The sequence below is a fragment of the Shewanella sp. KCT genome (assembly GCF_007636505.1).
Taxonomy (GTDB): Bacteria; Pseudomonadota; Gammaproteobacteria; order Enterobacterales; family Shewanellaceae; genus Shewanella; species Shewanella halotolerans.
On sequence record NZ_LVDJ01000005.1, the window covers coordinates 82,059 to 100,973 of the forward strand.

Consider the following 18,915-nt stretch of genomic DNA (forward strand, 5'->3'; position numbering starts at 1 on the left):
GATGCGCCAGACCATTATCGAACTGGAACTCGCGCTGCTTAGCCCAGAGGTGCGCTGCGATGCCAATGTGCTCGACGAGCTGATCCATGCCGATTTCTTGGAGGTGGGCGCTACTGGGATGAGTTTTGGTAAGCCAGAGGTGCTGGCGCGTCTGCCCAAGGAGAAGCCACCGGCGTTTAAGATAAGTGATATGCAGTATCGCTTGTTGAGTGAGGACTTAGCTCAGCTCAACTATCGCGCCTGTTTTAAGCCGGTGAACGAGGTGGATAAGCGCTATTCGCTGCGCACCTCGCTGTGGAAATGCGATGGGGGGCGTTGGCAGATGATCTACCATCAGGGCACGCCCTGCGCGCCCTTCTTCTAAGCACTAAAAGTATTCGTTGTTGAGGGCGTTATTCGCCCACTTCCCAGGTGACTTGCACATGGCCGCCGCCCTGATTGAGCAGGGGATCCAGATATGCCAGCGTCGTCTCGGCGATCTCATCCAGCTGCCAGGGGGGATTGATCACCCAGAGGCCCGCCGCCGTCATGCCAAACTCTTCGCTGTCGGGCTTTATCGCCTGCTCTATGCGTAGCTGGCGCTTGATGCCGCTCTGCTTGAGCAGCTCGAACATCGCCTCCGTCTGCTCGCGCTGTACCACGGGATACCAGATCATGAAGACGCCGGTGGCAAACTTCTTATGGGCCTTGATCACCGCCTTGGCGACCTCCTGGTAATCGCTCTTCATCTCATAGCTGGGATCGATGAGGATGACACCGCGACGCTCGAGTGGTGGCACGGCGGCCAACAGCCCCTTGAGGCCATCGCCCTTGATCACCTTGATCACCTTGATCTGCTTGTCGCCGCCCAGCTGCTCCTCAAGTCGCTGATGATCTGTGCCGTGTAGCTCATGCAGCACCATGCGATCGTTATCTCTCAGGTTCATGTCGACAAAGGCCGGCGAGCCAGGGTAGAGCTCTAGCTCATCTGAGCCATTGAAGTGTTTGATATCACTTACGTATTGGCTAAGCGCCTCGGGCAGGTCCTGCTTGTCCCACAGCTTGGCGACGCCCTCTAGATACTCGCCCGTCTTCTGGGCAAACTCATCGGATAGTGCATAGCCGCCGGCGCCGGCATGGGTGTCGATATATACCAAGGGCTTGTTCTTCTTATGCATCAATTTCAAGGTTTGCAACAAGATGCTGTGCTTGAGCACGTCGGCATAGTTTCCGGCGTGGTAGCCGTGGCGGTAACTTAACATGAATATTCCAGATGATGAGGGCGCTAGCCTGATAGGGCGATTATAGGGGGGATGCCAGCCCAGGTACAGCGCCTGAGCCTAGGTCGATAATTAGGCCGATAACAATGCCATATTCAGCGCGGCGCAGTTTTGGCATAATGGCGGCGTGATTTCATAATTGACCGAGCCAAAGTGACAGCATCATCGACCCAGCCCGCCTCTGTGGGGATCTTTTTTAATCGCCAATATCCGACCCTGGAAGCCGTGTGTGACCGTTGGGGGTTGGTGTTCGACGCAAACGCCCTGTTTGAGTTGGTGTTCGAAGATAACTGCCTGGTGCTGAATAAGCGTGACGAGCCCAAGCTTAAGGGGATATTTGTCGATTTCGTCTCTGGTGCCGTGGCCCATAGACGTAAGTTTGGCGGTGGCCGGGGTCAGGCGATCGCCAAGGCCGTCGGCCTTAAGCAGGGGGTGACCCCGACTGTCGTCGATGGTACCGCAGGTCTTGGGCGAGACGCCTTCGTGCTTGCCAGCCTGGGTTGCACTGTCACCATGGTGGAGCGTAATCCCGTGGTTGCCGCCCTGTTGGAAGACGGCCTGCGCCGCGCCTATGATGATGCCGATATCGGCCCCTGGATGCAGGAACGCATGCGCCTGGTGCATGGCTCCAGCCTGACGACGCTGGCCGAGCTGGGTGAGCAGGTGGATGTGGTCTATCTGGATCCTATGTATCCCCACAGGGAGAAGTCGGCCCTGGTGAAGAAGGAGATGCGGGTATTCCAATCGCTGGTGGGCGCCGATCTCGATGCAGACGGCCTGCTGGCCCCCGCCATGGCGCTGGCCAGTAAACGGGTAGTGGTCAAACGCCCCGACTACGCCGACGACCTCGACGGCGTCAAACCCAGCACCCGCATCGAAACCAAGAAGAACCGCTTCGATGTCTACGTTAAGGCCGCGATGAAGAGCGAGTAGGGTAAATGCAAGCCTATTGAATGGGGAAGGAGTTTACAAATTAGAGCATTTATCATACTCAGTGAAGTGCTTAACTTATCAAATAAGCCCGTTAAGTACGGGCCTATTTTTGCGATTAAAGGTCATATTCAGACCTGATAACATCAAACAGGATATACAGGAAGATCGATAATAACTCTCACCATTTTTTAGTGATCCCGCGACCTCCTTCATAGCTTTGACTGTACGTTGCACGCACATTCTCCCTTGTTTGAGTCACTGTTCTTTTCTCATCTTCTTGCATTACCAGGAAAACCTGGTAGCCCTTCTTCAGCCAAAGTGCCTATCGATGACGTTATGTGTTTTTGTGATTTTTATAGCAGATCAACAGGGTAGTCAGGGGCAAGATAATTTGGCAGCAGGCCTTCATCTACAGAATCATAAATACTTTACTCGGCACTGCCGAATGTCTGCTTGGTGATATGGCAGTTCTGGATAGTAGCCTTATTCGTGAGAACTGATGTGGATATTAGGCGTAAGGCAATAAGTTCGAATAGACCTGCATTCATAATTTAAATTCCTTTTACATCGAATCTTCAGCCTAAAGGAAATCATAAAAAATTTTCAATCCCACCTGTGACAATCCGTAACCAAGATCTCTCATTAAGGCAGTCTCTTGACTCATTCACCGGATGACAGTGTTACAAAATCAATTTGTGTATGAGGTAAGTCGCAACAATGAACAGAGGTTCAAGGCGAAAAAAAGTGTAATCACCCGTAAACATTTTCCCTTGAGATAATTTTGCTGACAAATGGTTATAACAATATAGCGTTTTGCTATATGCATGATTTTGTAGTTTTTTTCACTGCGCCAAAAGACTGACTCTTACCTAGGTGTCTCGCAAAATACTGATTTTAATTGATAATCAATTATTCTGAGTGTTCGCGTGCTGCTCAGTAAATACCTGTAAAAAATATATGGGTATAGCGTGATCCAGATCACAAAAAGTAAGAGTGGGGGCTATTAATTAACCAGGGATGATTCGTATAGTGTCACCCGTCCAGTTAACAAAAAATAAACTCTAAGGCAACGTTTTTGTTACGAATTGTCACAAATTTCTGGGCTTGGCAGGATGTGAAAGAAGGTCGCAACTGTTGTATCTCATCCATGCCAGATAAAACTAAAAATATAAGGAGCAATAAATGAAAAAGCTCTGCATCCCTTTGATAGCAACTTTATCTACCTCAGCCTTCGGCGATATCAATGAAGATTTAGTCAGTTGGCATAAGTTTGAACAAGTCTCGGGTGTTTCTCTATCTAATGAAATTTCAGGCGGCATGCCGCTGGACATTCAGGGAAACTATCAGTTGGTTCCTGGACCTAAAGGCAATGCGATCCGCATTGGAGGTCAGGGTAATGAACTTAAGGGGCTAATGAATGGCTGGCAGCCCAGCGAATATACTGTCAGCTTCTGGAGTCGGTTGGCGTTTCCTAACGGGGACAAAAGTTTTAGCCACCTAGGAGCTGGCTCGGATCGCTTCGGTTTTAACATTAAGCGTAGCGGCGAAATTAATAGTTTCGTGAATTATTATAATCCTTTGATTTTAAGTTCCTCGCAGCAACTTCAGCCCTTGCAGGAGTGGAATCATTGGACTGTTAGCTATGATGGTCAGCAGCTAACACTATTTCAAAATGGCAAACAGATTGCTAACCAACTGAGCACCGAAGAAGTTAAACCCTTTTGGGAGTTTAAAGTCGCTTTTGGTAGCGAGTTAGCCAATGCTGCTGATGTCGATGCTAGCATTGACGAATTGCGAATTTATAGCCGAGCTCTAACCGGGCTAGATGTTTGGCAACTGTATGATTCACCTGAGGCTGAATACATTGGCGGGGTCACCCTCACACTGCCCCCTAGTCCTGCAGTGGCGGTGAATGACGCCGAGATCACGGGTTCCTTGTATCATTTTGCTTCAGGTAGCCACATCCCCTTCTCCGGCGGTTGGGGCGAATCCTTGACGCTGGATAATCTGCCCAATGGTAAGTACCAGTTGACGCTCGACACGATCGCGGGATATGTGCCTCGGTTGCTGCCCAAGGTAATTGAGATCAGCGACGCCAATCCCAGCGTGCAGCAAGCTGTACTCTACCGGGATCCTATCGAGGTCAATGAGTTGTCCCCGCTACCCGGGGTGCAGGTGGAGCTGTTCTCCCAGGGGCTGTTCCAGCCAAGGCAGATGGCCATGGGCAATCAGGTGCTTTATGTGGGCTCCAGTGCCATACCTGTGGATAATGAGGGCGCAGCCGGGCTGATCTACGCCATGGCAATCGACCCGCAAACCGGTAAGCCGGGCGAGCCTTACGTGGTGGCCAGCGGGTTGGAAGAGCCCCATGGTGTGGCCTACCGCGACGGTAACCTTTATTTCTCCACGGTCGGTGGCCTGTACAGGATCAGCGATATCGACAGCCGCTACCGTACCCTGCCGACACCGGAAAAAATCTACACCTTCCCGGCGGACGAAGGTACGGTATTGACCGGCAGTTTCCGCTACTGGCACCAGAAACACCCGCTGAAGTTCAACCCCTACGACCCCAACGACAAGGGGCTGTACCTCGCCATAGGTCGGCCCTGCAATGTGTGCGTGATGGAAGACAGGCGCTATGGCACCATTTTGCGGCTGGACCTGGACACACTGCAGACAACCTTGGTGGCCGAAGGGATCCGCAACAGTGTCAGCTTCGACTGGCACCCGGTGACTAAGGAGATCTGGTTCTCCGATAACAATCGCCAGGGCTTCGATAACCCGGACGAGATTAACCGTGTCACCAGTTGGGGGCAGCACTTCGGCGCGCCCTACGTGTTTGGCAAAGACATTATCGGCATTACCCAGGACGAGTACGACGGCATAACAAGCGCCGCCGTGCCGGCCGGCGGCGTGCTGACCGATATCGCCCCGGCGGATATCAGCATTGCCAATTACCGTGCCCCTGCCTTCGAGGTGGAAACCAACAGTGCCCCCCTTGGAGTCATGTTCTGGGATAGCTACCCCGCGGCCGCCAATCAGCGGCATCTGCTGTTTGCCACCCACGGCAACGGCCAGAAGGCGGTGCGCCCTGCGTTGGAGTTGCGGATGCTGACAGTCAACGACAACGGCAGCGTGGCTTTCGAACAACCCTTGGTGAACGGCTGGATGCAGGACATAGACACCGCATCCTACGCTTGCCTGACCTCGGCCTGTATTGGTCGCCCGGTGGAGATGCTTGAGCTGACGGATGGCTCCTTCTTGCTCAGTGATGACAAGGCCGGGGTGATCTACCGGGTGTCCTACCAGACACCGGCGCTCAACAGCAGCCTCACCATTCAGGTACCGGTCAAACCCGATGTCGCTATCGAGGATGAGTTACTTGCCGGTCGGTTGATCGATGCCCAGGGTAACGAGCGGCGATTCTACGTCAACTGGCAGGAGAGCGAGTTCCGATTCGCCGGTCTGCCGGAAGGTGACTACACGGTGGTGATGAACTCCCTGCCGGGCTGGCAGCCGGATCAGAGCAGCTACAGTCTCAACATCAGTGCCAGTAACCTCAATCCTGTGCTCAACTGGCAATTTCAGCCGGAAGTGCTCAATGGCACCCTGTCGGTCAGTCTGCCCGCCAAGCCCGCGGGCTATACCGGCACCGAACTGCCTCAGGTGACCGTCACCGGCGCCCAGGCCCAAACCCTGGCGCTGAATTGGGGCGAAACCCGTCAGCTGGAGCTGTCTTTCGGTCGATATCAACTGGCATTCAGTTATCTGTGGGGAGGATTGCCATCACCTACAACCCAAGTGATCGATCTTAGCGAAAGTCGCCCACAAATCCAGGTGAACCTCGATTACCTGATCACCGCCGACGCAGGAAAGCGCATAGCCGAGCAGCAATGCAGCGCCTGCCATGGTACGGGGGCCCAGGGGCTGGTCACCGAATCCATTGCGTCCAACTGGATTGCCCTGGGCTTCGATCAGCTGATCACCAAGATTGATGGTATGCCGCTGCACTGTGACAGCAACTGTGCCGAGCAGGCAGGCCGTTACCTGTGGGAAACTCAGTGGGCCCAATTTGGCGCCCCAAGCTTGCCGCCACCGGCCCATGAGGTACAGGGCACGGCACCCGAGGCGCAAATCGACAGTGCTCAGGTGCAGCAAGGGGGCATCAGCCTGAGCTGGTCATACGCCAATGAAACCGGGGTGCCCGGTGCCGTCAGTGGCCAGAGCCTGGAATACCGCTATCTGCAACCCACGCCCAGCGCCTGGCAATCCGCCGTGGTTTCCGGGCTGAGCACCCAACTGCAACCTGGTTTCGGCGGTGACATAGAGCTGCGCCTTGTGACTATGGATGCCCAGGGTAGCACTAGCTACTCTGCGCCGGTGCAGGTAAATCTGAGCGGCTTGGCAATGTGGAAGCTGAGCACAGATGGACTCTATATTCACTGGAATTTTGATCAGCTGTCTACCAATCAGGCCGTCGATGTTTCGGGTAACGGTTTGCCTCTGAGTATCGAGTCTGCCAGGTACGTCGAAGATGCGGCGGCCGGGTACGCGCTCAAGCCCTTCATGAAGGATTACTCGGCGCAGCTGGATCTGAGTGTCGAGCAGCAGGTGGATTTGTCACAAACCGACATTACCCTGTCATTCTGGCTACAGATGAAGGATGAACAGGACTCCTGGGGGCGCAATCAGCTGTTTTATGCCGGTGATAACTTTGCCCAGGATGCATTGTTCTTCGGTACCGGCGGCAGCTACAACTTCTTCATCAAGACCCAGCAGAGCGGCTACAACACCTGGACCTCGCCAGCCAATGTGATAGTGCCGGGTCGCTGGCAAATGTACACCTATGTGCGCAAACAAAACGGCGACGTTACCGTGTATGTCAACGGGCAACAAGTGGCGCAAACCCAGCATCTGGCGCCGGGCAATCCGCTGCGGCGGATAGTGTTGGATGAGTTTTACGACACCGCCCTGGATGAGTTCCGACTCTATAAGCGCAGTCTCTCTGCCGACGAGGTGCGCACTCTATACCTCAACCCCACCGCCGGTACCAAGAGTGCTGCCGGGGGCGCGATAGACACAGGCAACATGAGCGGTGACCAGTTGTGGCAGCAGTTCAACTGCGCAGCCTGTCACGGCGTCGATGGTCTGGGGGCCACTCCCATTCTGGAGTCTCTGTACCGGGACGACATCATAGATCTCATCCGCGACACCATGCCCTATGGTAATCCCGGAGGATGTGATCAGGCCTGCGCCGAGAACCTTTATGCCTGGATGTACGATGAGTTCATCACCCATGGCAGCAATCCGCCCGCCATGCCACCCGCCATCGACAGTGGTCTCAATGCCAGTATCGACGACACTCAGGCCGCTTGGCTGCTGTACAAGGCGACGCTGAACCTGGGAGCCAGGCTGCCGAGCGCCGAGGAACAACAACGCCTGGCCGACGAGGGGACTGCGGTGCTGCCACAGTTGCTCGATGGGTTGCTGGAAGAAAACGGTTTTGCCGAGCGCATCGGCGAAATCTACCATGATGTGCTGCACACTAAAGGCGACATGGCATCGCTGGGCTCCGTTAACGCCTTCGCCAGTAACCTGGGAGGCGATGTTAATTGGTTCTATAAGGTGACGGCCGATACCCATATGCAGGGACAACTGTGGCTGAGGACCACCAACGCCCATAACGCCGAAAGTACCGAACTGGTGAAATACCTGGTGCGTAACCATAGACCCTTCTCGGAGATACTCACCGCCGATTACACCATGGTGAACTATTACAATGCCCGCTCCTATGGCATTGAAGGCCAGTTTAATTTCCGCCAGCAGGATGAGCCTGAATATGAGGAGTTTCCCTGGGATGAGACCGACTTCCAGCCGGTGAAATTGGGTATCGCCCATGCCGGGGTGATGACTAATCCTGTGTTTATGCGCCGCTATCCGACCACCCCAACCAACAGAAACCGGCACCGTGCCTACAGCTTCTACAAGAAGTTTTTGGCCACCGACATTCTGGAGATTGGTGGTGAGCGGCCAAAGGCCGAGGATCTGGTCGGTGAAGGCTTGCCAACCCTGACCAACCCTGTCTGTACCGGCTGTCACCAGGTGATGGATCCCGTGGCGTCTTCATTCCAGCATTGGGCTGGCAGTGAATATGTCTGGACCATGCCCACAATCCCTTGGGACAACAAGTACTGGCCACAGAACGAGATCCTTGCTCCCGGCTTTAACGGCAAGCTGTCACCTAGTTATTTCGACCCCGATGTCAGCCCGCTGCAATGGTTGATGGGGGAGGCGATACAGGATTCGCGTTTCGCCCTGTCGGTGGTACGTACCTTGTTTGAGCCCGTGACCGGATATCCGCTGCTGGCCAAACCGTTGGAGACGGACAGTGACACCAGCAAGTCCCGCTATGCGGCCCAGCAGCAGGACATCAACAGCCTGGCCACCGGGTTCAGTGAGGGCAACTTTGACCTTCGCGCCCTGGTGAAAGATCTGTTGCTCAGTGACTACGCACTGCGTGATAACGCCTTTGGCGGCAGTCGTCTGTTGCTGACGCCTGAGCAACTGGCGCGCAAGGTCACCGCGGTATTCGGACAGGATTGGGAGGAAGGCGTGTACTTCGACTGGCTCGAGGAGCAGGGCACCCAATTGATGTACGGCGGTATAGATCATCTCAGCGTACTGGACCGACAGCGGGTGCTCTCCGGCACAGCTGCCACTGTGCAGAGCTGGCTTGCTAATGATTTTGCCTGTCAGATAGTGCCGCAGCAATTGGCGCAAACGGCAGATCAACGTTTGATCGCCATGGGATTGGACCCAGAAGGTGTGGGGATCCGCATTGCGCCGAGTGAGTTTGTGTTTAGTGATGGGCAGCTGGAAGTGAATGCCTACCAGTCCGTGGGCTACGGTGATGACTACGTCTACCAGTTCGCCTGGGGCGACGACAAGGAAATCAGCGCGACCCTGAATGTGGACCAAGCCGGGCTATACCAGTTGGTGCTGCCCTATGCCAATGGCAGAGATGCACCGGTGCAGTTCCAGCTGTACGTGGACGGTCAGTTGTGGACCGACAATCTCAGCCTTGGCTACACCAAAGGCTGGTCGCGCTGGACCCATGAGGTAACCAATGCGATTGCCCTGAGCGCCGGTAGCCATGAAATCCGCCTGAAGGCCCTGGGATTCAGCTACGTCAAGATAGACGGGCTTTTCTTCCGGGATGTCGACCGCACCGAGGCGGCAGTTCGCAGCAACCTGCAGCAGCTGATGTACCGCATGTACGGTGAGGTGCTGGCCAGTGACTCACCCCAGGTGACCCGGGCATGGCAACTGTATCAGCAGCTGCTGACCACGGGGCGCAATGCGGTGCGCAGTGACGAGGCCAGTGTTCAATTGGACGGTGCCTGCCAGGTACAGACTCATCGTCAGGCAGGGGTGAGTTATCCCTATGAAGACAACAGCGATCCCCACTTCTATGTGCGGGCATGGATGGCGACTTTGACCTTCATGCTTAAAGACTATCGCTTCTTCTATCAATAATGGCTGCGGAGATTTAACGATGAACAGAAGAGAATTTATAACCGGTTTCGCAGCCCTGGGTGGCCTCCTGGCACTCGGTCGGCTGAACCTGGCCAATGCCGCCAGTGCGGGCGAGCAGTTTTGGGTATTTGTCAGTGCCAATGGTGGTTGGGACACCACGGCGGTGTGCGATCCCAAGGGGAATATTCCCTACAGCAGTAGCTTGGGTCCCATCAACCCCTTTGGCATGGCGGATATTCGCCAGGCGGGAAACCTGCGCTTTGCGCCGCTGCTGGACAGCAATTATGGTGGCACAGATCAGATGGAGACTTTTTTCAACAGCCAGTACGAGCATCTGCAGGTGTTTAATGGTTTGGATTATCAGACCAACAGCCATCAGGTGGGAATACGGGCCTCTCTCAGCGGTCATCAGTCGCCCCTGTATCCGGTGACGGCGGCGGTCATTGCCTCGCTCAACCAGTCCCAGTATTTGATGCCTTTTTACCTGGGATCTGGCTATGGCAATACGGCTAATTTGGTGAATGCGTCACGCCTGGACGATCTGCGCCGGGTGGAGGATTTCACCAATCCGGAGCGGTATTTGACCCCTTCGGTCATGGACCTGGTGAATGATGAACATCAGGCGGCCATGGCGGCGTTGAGTAATGGCGCCAACGAGGCCGAGCAATTGATCCAGACGCAGTTCAGTACCGCCCATGCCAATGGGCCGGATCTGAAACGTTTGCTGGATAAACTGCCTGCAAGCCCCGCCAGTGGTGATAAGTTGAAAGCCGAAATTACCGCGGCGGCCTTTGCCGCGGGGTTGTCCAACACGGCCGCGTTGTCCATTGGCATCTTCGACACCCACAGTAACCACAACAGTCGCCATACCCCGGAACTGATGAACTACTTCGAGGTGGTCAATCACCTGATCGCCCAGCTGGAGCAGCAGGGTATTGCCGACCGGACCACCTTGGTGCTGACATCGGACTTTGGCCGTACACCCTACTACAACAGTGATCAGGGCAAAGATCACTGGAACGTGGGTTCCACTATGGTTTGGAGCCGTCAGTGGCAGGGAAACCGGGTTATAGGTGCGACCGACGGCCAGCTTAAGGCGTTGGCGGTGGATCCCGATACGCTGGCATTGTCGCCTGGCGGCGTGGTGCTGAGTCCGGGTCATATTCATGCGGCTATCCGGCAACGCATGGGTATTTCCTCGAGCAGCCATATCAACTTCCAATATCCCCTGGGGGTGGATTTGTTGCAGCTGTTCACCTGAGTATGTCTCTCGATAGCGGGCTAATTATTTAGCCCGCTTGGGGAGTCACTATATAAAAACTATAACAATATCTTGGAGCTAGCTATGAAAAAGCTACTGCCCCTGGCCGCGCTTTTGCCTTTCGCCGCCTATGGGGATATTTCATCGGGCATCATCACCTGGCACAAATTTGAGCAGGTGGAAGGAACATCATTTTCAGGGGAGTTGGTTAACGACGAGCCCGCGACGGTGACGGGAAACTTTCAAGTCGTCAGCGGCGTGGATGGGAATGCCGTGCAACTGCAGGGAGCCGGCGATACTCTGGAGCGTAAAATTGCCGGCGGTAAAGACTTTCCGCAATTTACCGCCAGTTTCTGGATGAAACAGGTCTACGAGAACGGCCTCACCAACTACACCACCATAGGCAGCGCCTGGAATCGATTTCAATTCATTGTCAGTGGTGACAATGTTAAGGTGGTCATTGCCAGTAATGTGGTGATCGATCTGACACCTGAGCAGCTGCTGCAACCTGTGGACCAATGGAATTTGTGGACCACGAGTTTCGACGGCTCTACCCTGACCCTGTATCAAAACGGGGTACAGATTGCCCGGCAAACCGGGGTGACCCCCTACAGCGATCCCTGGTGGAACATCAAGGCTCAATTCGGCAAGAACCTGACCGACGGATCCTTGGTGAAAGGGAGTCTGGACGAGCTGCGTCTGTACGATCGGGCGCTGACGCCGCTGGAAAGCTGGCAGTTGTTCGATTCGCCGGCGCAGGATTACCCTGGCCAAATTACAGTTGAATTGCCGCCCAGCCCGGCCGCCGCGGTGGACAACATCCCGGTGACGGGGTCGCTGTTTCATTTCGCCTCCCAGGTCCGCATTCCCTTCTCGGGCAGTTGGGGTGAGTCGCTCATGCTGGACAATCTGCCCGACGGCAAGTACCAGCTGACCCTGGATACCGTCGCCGGCTATGTGCCGCGCATGTTGCCCAAGGTGCTTGAACTCAGTGCCGCCACGCCCAGCGTCGTGCAGGGGGTGCTCTATCGCGATCCCATTGCCGTGGAGCAGCTGTCACCGCTGCCGGGCGTGGAGGTGGAGCTATACTCCCAAGGGCTGTTCCAGCCCCGGCAGATGGTAATGGGCAACAATGTGCTCTATGTGGGCTCCAGTGCCATCCCGTTGGACAGCGAAGGTCTGTCGGGACTCATTTACGCTATCCCACTGGATCCCCAAACCGGTGCGCCTGGTGAGGCCTATGTGGTCGCCAGCGGCCTGGAAGAGCCCCATGGTGTCGCCTACCGAGACGGTGACCTCTACTTCTCCACCGTCGGGGCCCTGTACAAGATCAGCGACATCGACAGCAACTATCGTAAGCTGGCCACACCGGAGAAAATCTACACCTATCCGGCGGACGAAGGCACAGTGCTCGGCGGCAGTTTCCGCTACTGGCACCAGAAGCACCCGCTGCGCTTTAACCCTTATGATGTCAACGATAAAGCTTTGTACACCGCCGTCGGGCGCCCCTGTAACGTCTGTGTGATGGAAGACCAACGTTACGGCACTATATTGCGCCTGGATCTTGAGACCCTGCAGACCACCACTGTGGCCGAAGGGATCCGCAACAGCGTAGGCTTCGACTGGCATCCTGTGACAGGGGAAATCTGGTTCTCCGACAATAATCGCCAGGGGTTCGACAACCCCGATGAAATTAACCGGGTGACCAGTTGGGGCCAACATTTCGGTGCCCCTTATGTGTTCGGTAAAGACATCATAGGTATCACCGAGGGTGAGTATAACGGCACCGAAGAGGCCGCCGTGCCTGCCGGCGGTGTGCTCAGTGATATTGCCCCGGCCGACATCAATGTCGCCAATTACCGCGCGCCGGCCTTTGAACTTGAGCCTTTCAGCGCGCCATTGGGAGTGATGTTCTGGGACGGCTATCCGGCCGCCGAGGGACAGCAGCAACTGCTGTTTGCCACCCATGCCACGGGTCTCAAGCGTCTGCGTCCTGGGCTGGAACTGCGGATGCTGACGCTTGATAACAGTGGCGCCGTGGTCTCCGAGCAGCCGCTGGTGCACGGCTGGATGCAGAACATCGACGAGGTGCAGTCCTATGCCTGCCTCACCGACGCCTGTATTGGCCGTCCGGTGGAAATGCTCAGGCTGGCCGATGGCTCCTTCCTGCTCAGTGACGACAAGGCCGGGGTGATCTACCGGGTGTCCTACCAGACACCGGCCAGTAACAGCACCCTGACCATCAATGTTCCTGCCAAGCCGGATGCGTCGCTGACCGACGAGCTGCTGGCCGGGCGTCTGATTGATGCCAATGGGGTCGAGCGGCGCTTCTATATCAATTGGAATGAGAGCCAGTTCCAATTCGCAGGTCTGCCGGATGGCGAATACACAGTGGTGATGAACTCGCTGCCCGGTTGGCAGCCGGATCAGAGCAGTTACAGTCTCAGTATCAGCGCCGCGAACCCCAATCCGGTGCTTAACTGGCAATATCAGCCGGAGGTATTGAGTGGTGCCCTGATGATCAAGCTGCCCGCCAAACCCGCCGGTTATAGCGGCAGCGAGTTGCCACGGGTGACCGTGATAGGGGCCGAAACCCAGACCCTGGAACTTGCCTGGGGTGAGGCAAGCCAGTTGGCGCTCTCCTACGGTCAGTATCAGCTGGAGTTCAGTTACCTGTGGGGCGGTCTGCCTTCACCTGCCACCCAGGTGGTTAACATTAGCGAAGCGGCGCCGCAAATTGTGGTCGACCTCGACTACCTGATCACCGCCGATTTGGGTAAACGCATCGCCGATGGCCAGTGCAGTGCCTGTCACGGTAGTCAGGCGGCGGGTTTGGTGACGCAGGAGATAGCCAACAGATGGATTGGTTCAGGCTTCGACGCCTTAGTGGCTAAAATCGATGGTATGCCACTGCACTGTGACAGCAACTGCGCGGAACAAGTGGGGCGCTATCTATGGTCGGAGAGGTGGGCGCAGTTTGGCTCTCCAGAATTGCCAGCCCCCAGGCAACCCAACACTCAAGGCGGTGCCGATCAAGCTCAAATCAGTAGTACCCAGGTCAGCGGACAGTTTGTCAATCTGGAGTGGGCGTTTGAGGGCGGCTCGACGATTCCCGGTTCGGTAAAGCGGCAGTTTATTGAATTCCGTTATTTGCAGCCGATGATGAGCGAATGGCAGGCTACGGCTGATCTGGTCACGACCAGTGCCAGTGTCAAAATGCAATATGGTGGCGATATCGAATTGCGGGTAGTGACCCTGGATAGCGAGGGAAGTACCACCTACTCGGACTCGACTAAAGTGCATTTGGCCGATCTTGGCTGGTGGAAAATGTCTTCCCAAGATCTCTACATTCATTGGACCTTCGATGAGTTGACCCCCGGTCGTGCTATCGATCAGGCCGGCAATGGGTTAGACCTGCGGTTGAGTGATACAGCTTATGTTGACGGGGGAGTTGCTGGATACGCATTGCAACCTAATGGTAATAGTGCCGCCGAGTTGTTACTCGATGCGACGCAAGCCATAGATATGGCTAAGACGGATTTCACTATTAACTTCTGGCTGAAGACGGTGCAAGCAAGTGATCTGGATGGTCGCTATAAGTTGTTCCCTTACGCCAGCGGCGATTTCTACATTAAGAGTCAGGGGGAGTTTAATCTTCAGTTTGCCACCGGTAATAACAGCAGCAATAAGATCAATACAGCGGCTAATTCGCTGCCAGCCAATCGCTGGGTGATGGCGACCTACACCCGAGATGTCAGTGGGAATGCAGCCGTCTACCTCGACGGAGAGCTACATCAACAGGCACAACACGGGGCTTCTGCGCCAATTGATCGTTTCCTGTTGGCTAAGTTTGATGGTGGTTTGCTCGATGAAGTGCGCATATATAAGCGCGTGCTCAGTGCTGATGAGGTCATGACCTTATATCGTAATCCTACCGCCGGTGCGGTGGCCGATAGCGGCACCGAGATTGACGCTGGCAACATGAGTGGCGAGGAGCTCTGGTCAACCTTCAAGTGTGCCACATGTCATGGTGCAGACGGTCTGGGCAGTACGCCTATCCTCGAGTCTCTGTATCGTGCCGATATCATAGATCTCATTCGCGAAACCATGCCCTATGGTAACCCTGGGAGCTGTGATCAGGCCTGCGCCGAGAAACTGTATGACTGGATGTATCAGGAGTTAATCGTCAATGGCGCCAATCCTCCTTCGTCACCTGCGAGTATTAGCCTCTTGGATGCGACGATCAGCGATGACTATGCCCCCGAGTTGTTGCATAAGGCTGCTCTCAATCTGGCCTCGCGACTGCCGACTCCACAGGAGCGTCAGCAATTGCAAGCAGAGGGGGCCGGGGTCTTACCTGAGTTGCTTGGGCAAATGTTGGAAGAGCCGGCCTTTGCCGAGCGCATGACAGAGATATATCACGACATATTGCACACCAAAGTGTTAACTGGTGTACTCAATGGAACCAATAAGTTCTCAGAAATTGTCGGGGGTACTTCTAACTGGTTCAAGATTGATTATGTCGCCGGTAGCGATGAGAGTAATCATGCCTGGACAGAGAGTGTCGCCGCGCATCGTCGTGAGACGACCGAATTGGTGCGCTATCTGGTAGCCAACAATCGTCCATTCTCTGAACTGCTTACGGCCGATTATACTATGGTTAACTACTTCAATGCCCGCAGTTACGGGGTGGCGAGTCAGTTGAACTTCCGTCAGTTAGCAGAACCGGAAGTGGCTGAGTTTCCTTGGGACCCTGAGGACTATCAACCAGTGAAGTTGCCGATTCCCCAGGCGGGGGTCATGACTAATCCTGTGTATATGTCGATCTTCCCTACTACACCGACAAACCTCAACCGTCACAGATCTTACAAGTTTTATAAGAACTTTTTAGATACCGACATATTGGCCATGGCTGGCGAACGTCCCTCGGCGGATGATCTGTCGGGTGATGAGCCTACCCTGACCAATCCGGCCTGTACTGGTTGTCACTTGGTGATGGATCCCGTTGCATCTAGCTTCCAGCACTGGAATAAGAACTACTACGATGTAGAGTATAAGTGGCCTAACAACAAGATACTCGCAGCCGGCTTTAACGGCGAGGTGGCACCTCTGTCGGGAGTCGACCCCTTGCAGTGGTTGGCGCAGCAGGCCGTGCAAGACTCACGTTTTGCCCGTTCTGTGGTGAAAACCTTGTTTGAGCCGATCACAGGTTTCCCCCTGTTGGAACAGCCCTTGACGACGGCTAGTGATAACGATAAGTCTCGTTATGCCTCACAGCAGCAGGATATCAATACTCTGGCCAGTCGTTTCCGCGCGACTAACTATCAGGTGAAACCTCTGGTGAAAGATCTGTTACTCAGTGGTTATGCCAAGCGAGATAACGCATTGGGAGGCACTAAGCATCTGTTGAGTCCAGAGGCATTGGATCGCAAGATCCGCGCACTGTTTGGGCGTGAGTGGGATAGCGGCCAAACCGATTGGTTGGACGATATCGCAATTCGTTTGATGTACGGCGGTATAGATCATACCAGTGTTATGACGCGCAATCCTGTGTTGTCCGGCACAGGCGCCGCTGTACAGTCCTGGATGGCGGTGGATTTGGCGTGTGAGGTGACGCCGCGTCAATGGTCACGTGCCAATGATGACCGCCTTATCGCCATGGGGCTTGAGCCTGAGGGTGTCGGGGTGAGGGTAACCCCCCAAGAGTTTGTCTTTACTAATGGCGCACTCAAACTGGATGCCAATGCAACCAAGACCTATGGCGGCGATTATGTATTCGACTTTGCCGCAGAGGATGATCAAGAGTTCACGGCTCCCCTGATTATTACTCAGGCGGGTAATTATGAATTGGTGTTACCCGCTGCCAATGCAAGGGTGAACCCTGTGTACTTCCAGTTAGAGATTGATGACCTATTGGTGGCCGACGATATTGAACTCTTGCCCACCGGCAGCTGGTCAACCTGGCGCCTGGCACAAAGCAGTAGCTTCTATCTCAGCCCAGGAAGTTATCAATTGCGTTTCAAGGGGAAAGGCTTCAGCGATGCCACCATCGACAGCCTGTTCCTGCGGAATATCGACCAAACCGAGAGCGTTATGCGCAATGCGCTGCGAGAGATGTTCTATGCCTTCTACGGTGAGTTGTTGGCAGTGGATGATGAGCAGATCACCAGGGCGATGAACTTCTACCAAAGGGTATTGCAACGGGGTGAACAGGGCATCATAGGCGAAGGTTTCGGCCGAGCCGTAGATTCTGCCTGTAATCCAGCGAATCTGGCTATCTCTGGTGTTGAATATCCGCACCTAACTAAGAATGACCATTTCTTCTACATTCGCGCCTGGCAGGCGACAGTTAGTTACCTGCTGAAAGATATACGTTTCTTCTATCACTAAGGGTTGCGAGGAGATAAAAATGAACAGAAGAGAATTTATAAAAGGCCTGGCAGCACTGACTTCTATGGCGGCTTGCAGTCGCTTCGCCCTGGCCAACACCGGCAACGCCAACGGTCAGTTTTGGGTGTTTGTGAGTGCCGACGGCGGCTGGGATACCACCTCTGTGTGTGATCCTAAGGGTAATGTCGAGTACAGCAGTTCAAAGGGAGTGATCAATAATTACAACACCTCGGCGATCCGTCAGGTGGGAAATTTTCAGATTGCCCCTATGCTGAATTCAAGTTACAGCGGACCAGATCATCTGGGTAATTTCTTTAACGCTCAGTATCAAAATTTGCGGGTATTCAACGGTGTCGATTGTGGTACCAATAGTCATACCGCCGGTATGTATGCCTTTGCCACCGGCCATCAGTCTCCGGCCTACCCGACAACGCCGGCCTTGATTGCCTCCCTCAATCAGTCCCAGTACCTGATGCCTTATTATCTGGGATCGGGTTATGGTAAGACGGCTGGCATAGTGCAGGCGGCACGCCTCAATGACTTGAGTCGGGTAAGTAGCATGGCCGATACCGATAGATACCTGCCTCAGGATATTCTGGAGATGGTGAATAGTGAGCAGCAGGCGGCATTGAGCGACTATAGCAATTCGGCGCTCAACGATGCCGAGCTGGTGGCATTGTCTCAGTTTGGCAATGCTCATACTCACGGGGGAGATCTCTCCCGTTTGCTCAACTCTATGCCGGCTAACCCCTCCAGCGGTCAGTTGTTGCGGGCAGAGATCGCGGCTGCCGCCTTTGCTGCCGGTCTGTCGACCACTGCATCTATCGGCCTGGGGGCTTTCGATACCCATAGCAACAATGACGAGGGACAAGGTAAGGAGATCCCGGCCTACTTCGAGTTGATCAATCATCTCATTGCACAACTGCAATACCAAGGGATTGCCGATCGCACCACCATAGTGATGGGATCCGATTTTGGTCGTACCCCATACTACAATGGCGATCAGGGCAAAGATCATTGGAGCATAGGTAGCATGATGGTGTGGGATAAGCAGATGACAGGCAATCTGTTGGTGGGAGCCACAGATAGTCAGCTCAGAGCGCAAGCCGTGGATCCAAACTCTTTGGCACTGTCACAAGACGGGATAATACTTAGTCCTGGTCATTTGCATGCGGCAATTCGAGCCAAGATGGGGATAGGTCAGGCTAGCGAGTTAAGCTTTAAGTTCCCATTAGGCGTGGAGACGCTGGGGCTACTCGACTAACTTGTTTGCCCATTAAAAAAGCAGGCGGCCTGGGTCGCCTGCTTTTTTATACCTGTCAAAGACCTTACTTGGGCTTGAACTAAGAGTCTCTGTGGGCCTTCATCAGTTTTCTGGTGAGGCTGAATTGGGGAACCTTCTGCTTCTGGCTGTCATTCGATGACTTATGGTTGCAAAGGTATTTCCAGGGAGTCGTTTGTAGCACTTTTTCTGTGACATCTTAGTCATGCTATGAATTTGGCGAGGTGACGTCCAATGCGTTGGATCTAATTACT

7 protein-coding genes are annotated in these 18,915 nt (G+C 54.5%); 6 read left to right on the top strand and 1 reads right to left on the bottom strand.

The genetic code is table 11. The features are described 5' to 3' along the window. The first annotated feature begins 1 nt into the window (after position 1). On the top strand, positions 2–364 hold the full coding sequence (locus AYI87_RS08980) for a DUF4440 domain-containing protein (RefSeq protein WP_144201372.1): 363 nt from the start codon (positions 2–4) through the stop codon (positions 362–364). Between the two features lie 28 nt (positions 365–392). Here AYI87_RS08980 and AYI87_RS08985 read toward each other — a convergent pair whose 3' ends face one another. After that, positions 393–1,241 carry a 23S rRNA (adenine(2030)-N(6))-methyltransferase RlmJ gene (locus tag AYI87_RS08985; protein WP_144201374.1) on the bottom strand — a complete coding sequence of 283 codons (849 nt, stop codon included), beginning with the start codon at positions 1,239–1,241 and terminating at the stop codon, positions 393–395. Between the two features lie 171 nt (positions 1,242–1,412). Between AYI87_RS08985 and AYI87_RS08990 the strand changes: the two genes are divergently transcribed. The 5 genes from AYI87_RS08990 (at position 1,413) to AYI87_RS09010 (ending at position 18,643) form a co-directional block, all read left to right on the top strand. Beyond that, entirely contained in the window at positions 1,413–2,192 is a 780-nt protein-coding gene (locus AYI87_RS08990; protein ID WP_260865112.1) for a class I SAM-dependent methyltransferase, read from the top strand. A gap of 1,182 nt (positions 2,193–3,374) precedes the next feature. After that, a complete protein-coding gene (locus tag AYI87_RS08995) occupies positions 3,375–9,728 on the top strand; it encodes a LamG-like jellyroll fold domain-containing protein (RefSeq protein ID WP_144201376.1) in 6,354 nt (2,117 codons plus the stop codon). 19 nt (positions 9,729–9,747) lie between these two features. Further along, the gene (locus tag AYI87_RS09000; protein WP_144201378.1) at positions 9,748–10,989 is read left to right on the top strand and encodes a DUF1501 domain-containing protein; all 1,242 of its coding nucleotides are present in this window, start codon (positions 9,748–9,750) and stop codon (positions 10,987–10,989) included. Between the two features lie 84 nt (positions 10,990–11,073). Then, the gene (locus tag AYI87_RS09005; protein ID WP_144201380.1) at positions 11,074–17,379 is read left to right on the top strand and encodes a LamG-like jellyroll fold domain-containing protein; all 6,306 of its coding nucleotides are present in this window, start codon (positions 11,074–11,076) and stop codon (positions 17,377–17,379) included. 19 nt (positions 17,380–17,398) lie between these two features. Next, positions 17,399–18,643: a DUF1501 domain-containing protein gene (locus tag AYI87_RS09010; protein WP_144201382.1), complete on the top strand. Its 1,245-nt coding sequence runs from the start codon at positions 17,399–17,401 to the stop codon at positions 18,641–18,643. Positions 18,644–18,915: the final 272 nt, after the last annotated feature.

Coding starts and splice junctions, on each gene's coding strand:
- AYI87_RS08980 (WP_144201372.1), top strand. CDS start 2: ATGCGCCAGACCATTATCGAACTGGAACTCGCGCTGCTTAGCCCAGAG.
- AYI87_RS08985 (WP_144201374.1), bottom strand. CDS start 1,241: ATGTTAAGTTACCGCCACGGCTACCACGCCGGAAACTATGCCGACGTG.
- AYI87_RS08995 (WP_144201376.1), top strand. CDS start 3,375: ATGAAAAAGCTCTGCATCCCTTTGATAGCAACTTTATCTACCTCAGCC.
- AYI87_RS09000 (WP_144201378.1), top strand. CDS start 9,748: ATGAACAGAAGAGAATTTATAACCGGTTTCGCAGCCCTGGGTGGCCTC.
- AYI87_RS09005 (WP_144201380.1), top strand. CDS start 11,074: ATGAAAAAGCTACTGCCCCTGGCCGCGCTTTTGCCTTTCGCCGCCTAT.
- AYI87_RS09010 (WP_144201382.1), top strand. CDS start 17,399: ATGAACAGAAGAGAATTTATAAAAGGCCTGGCAGCACTGACTTCTATG.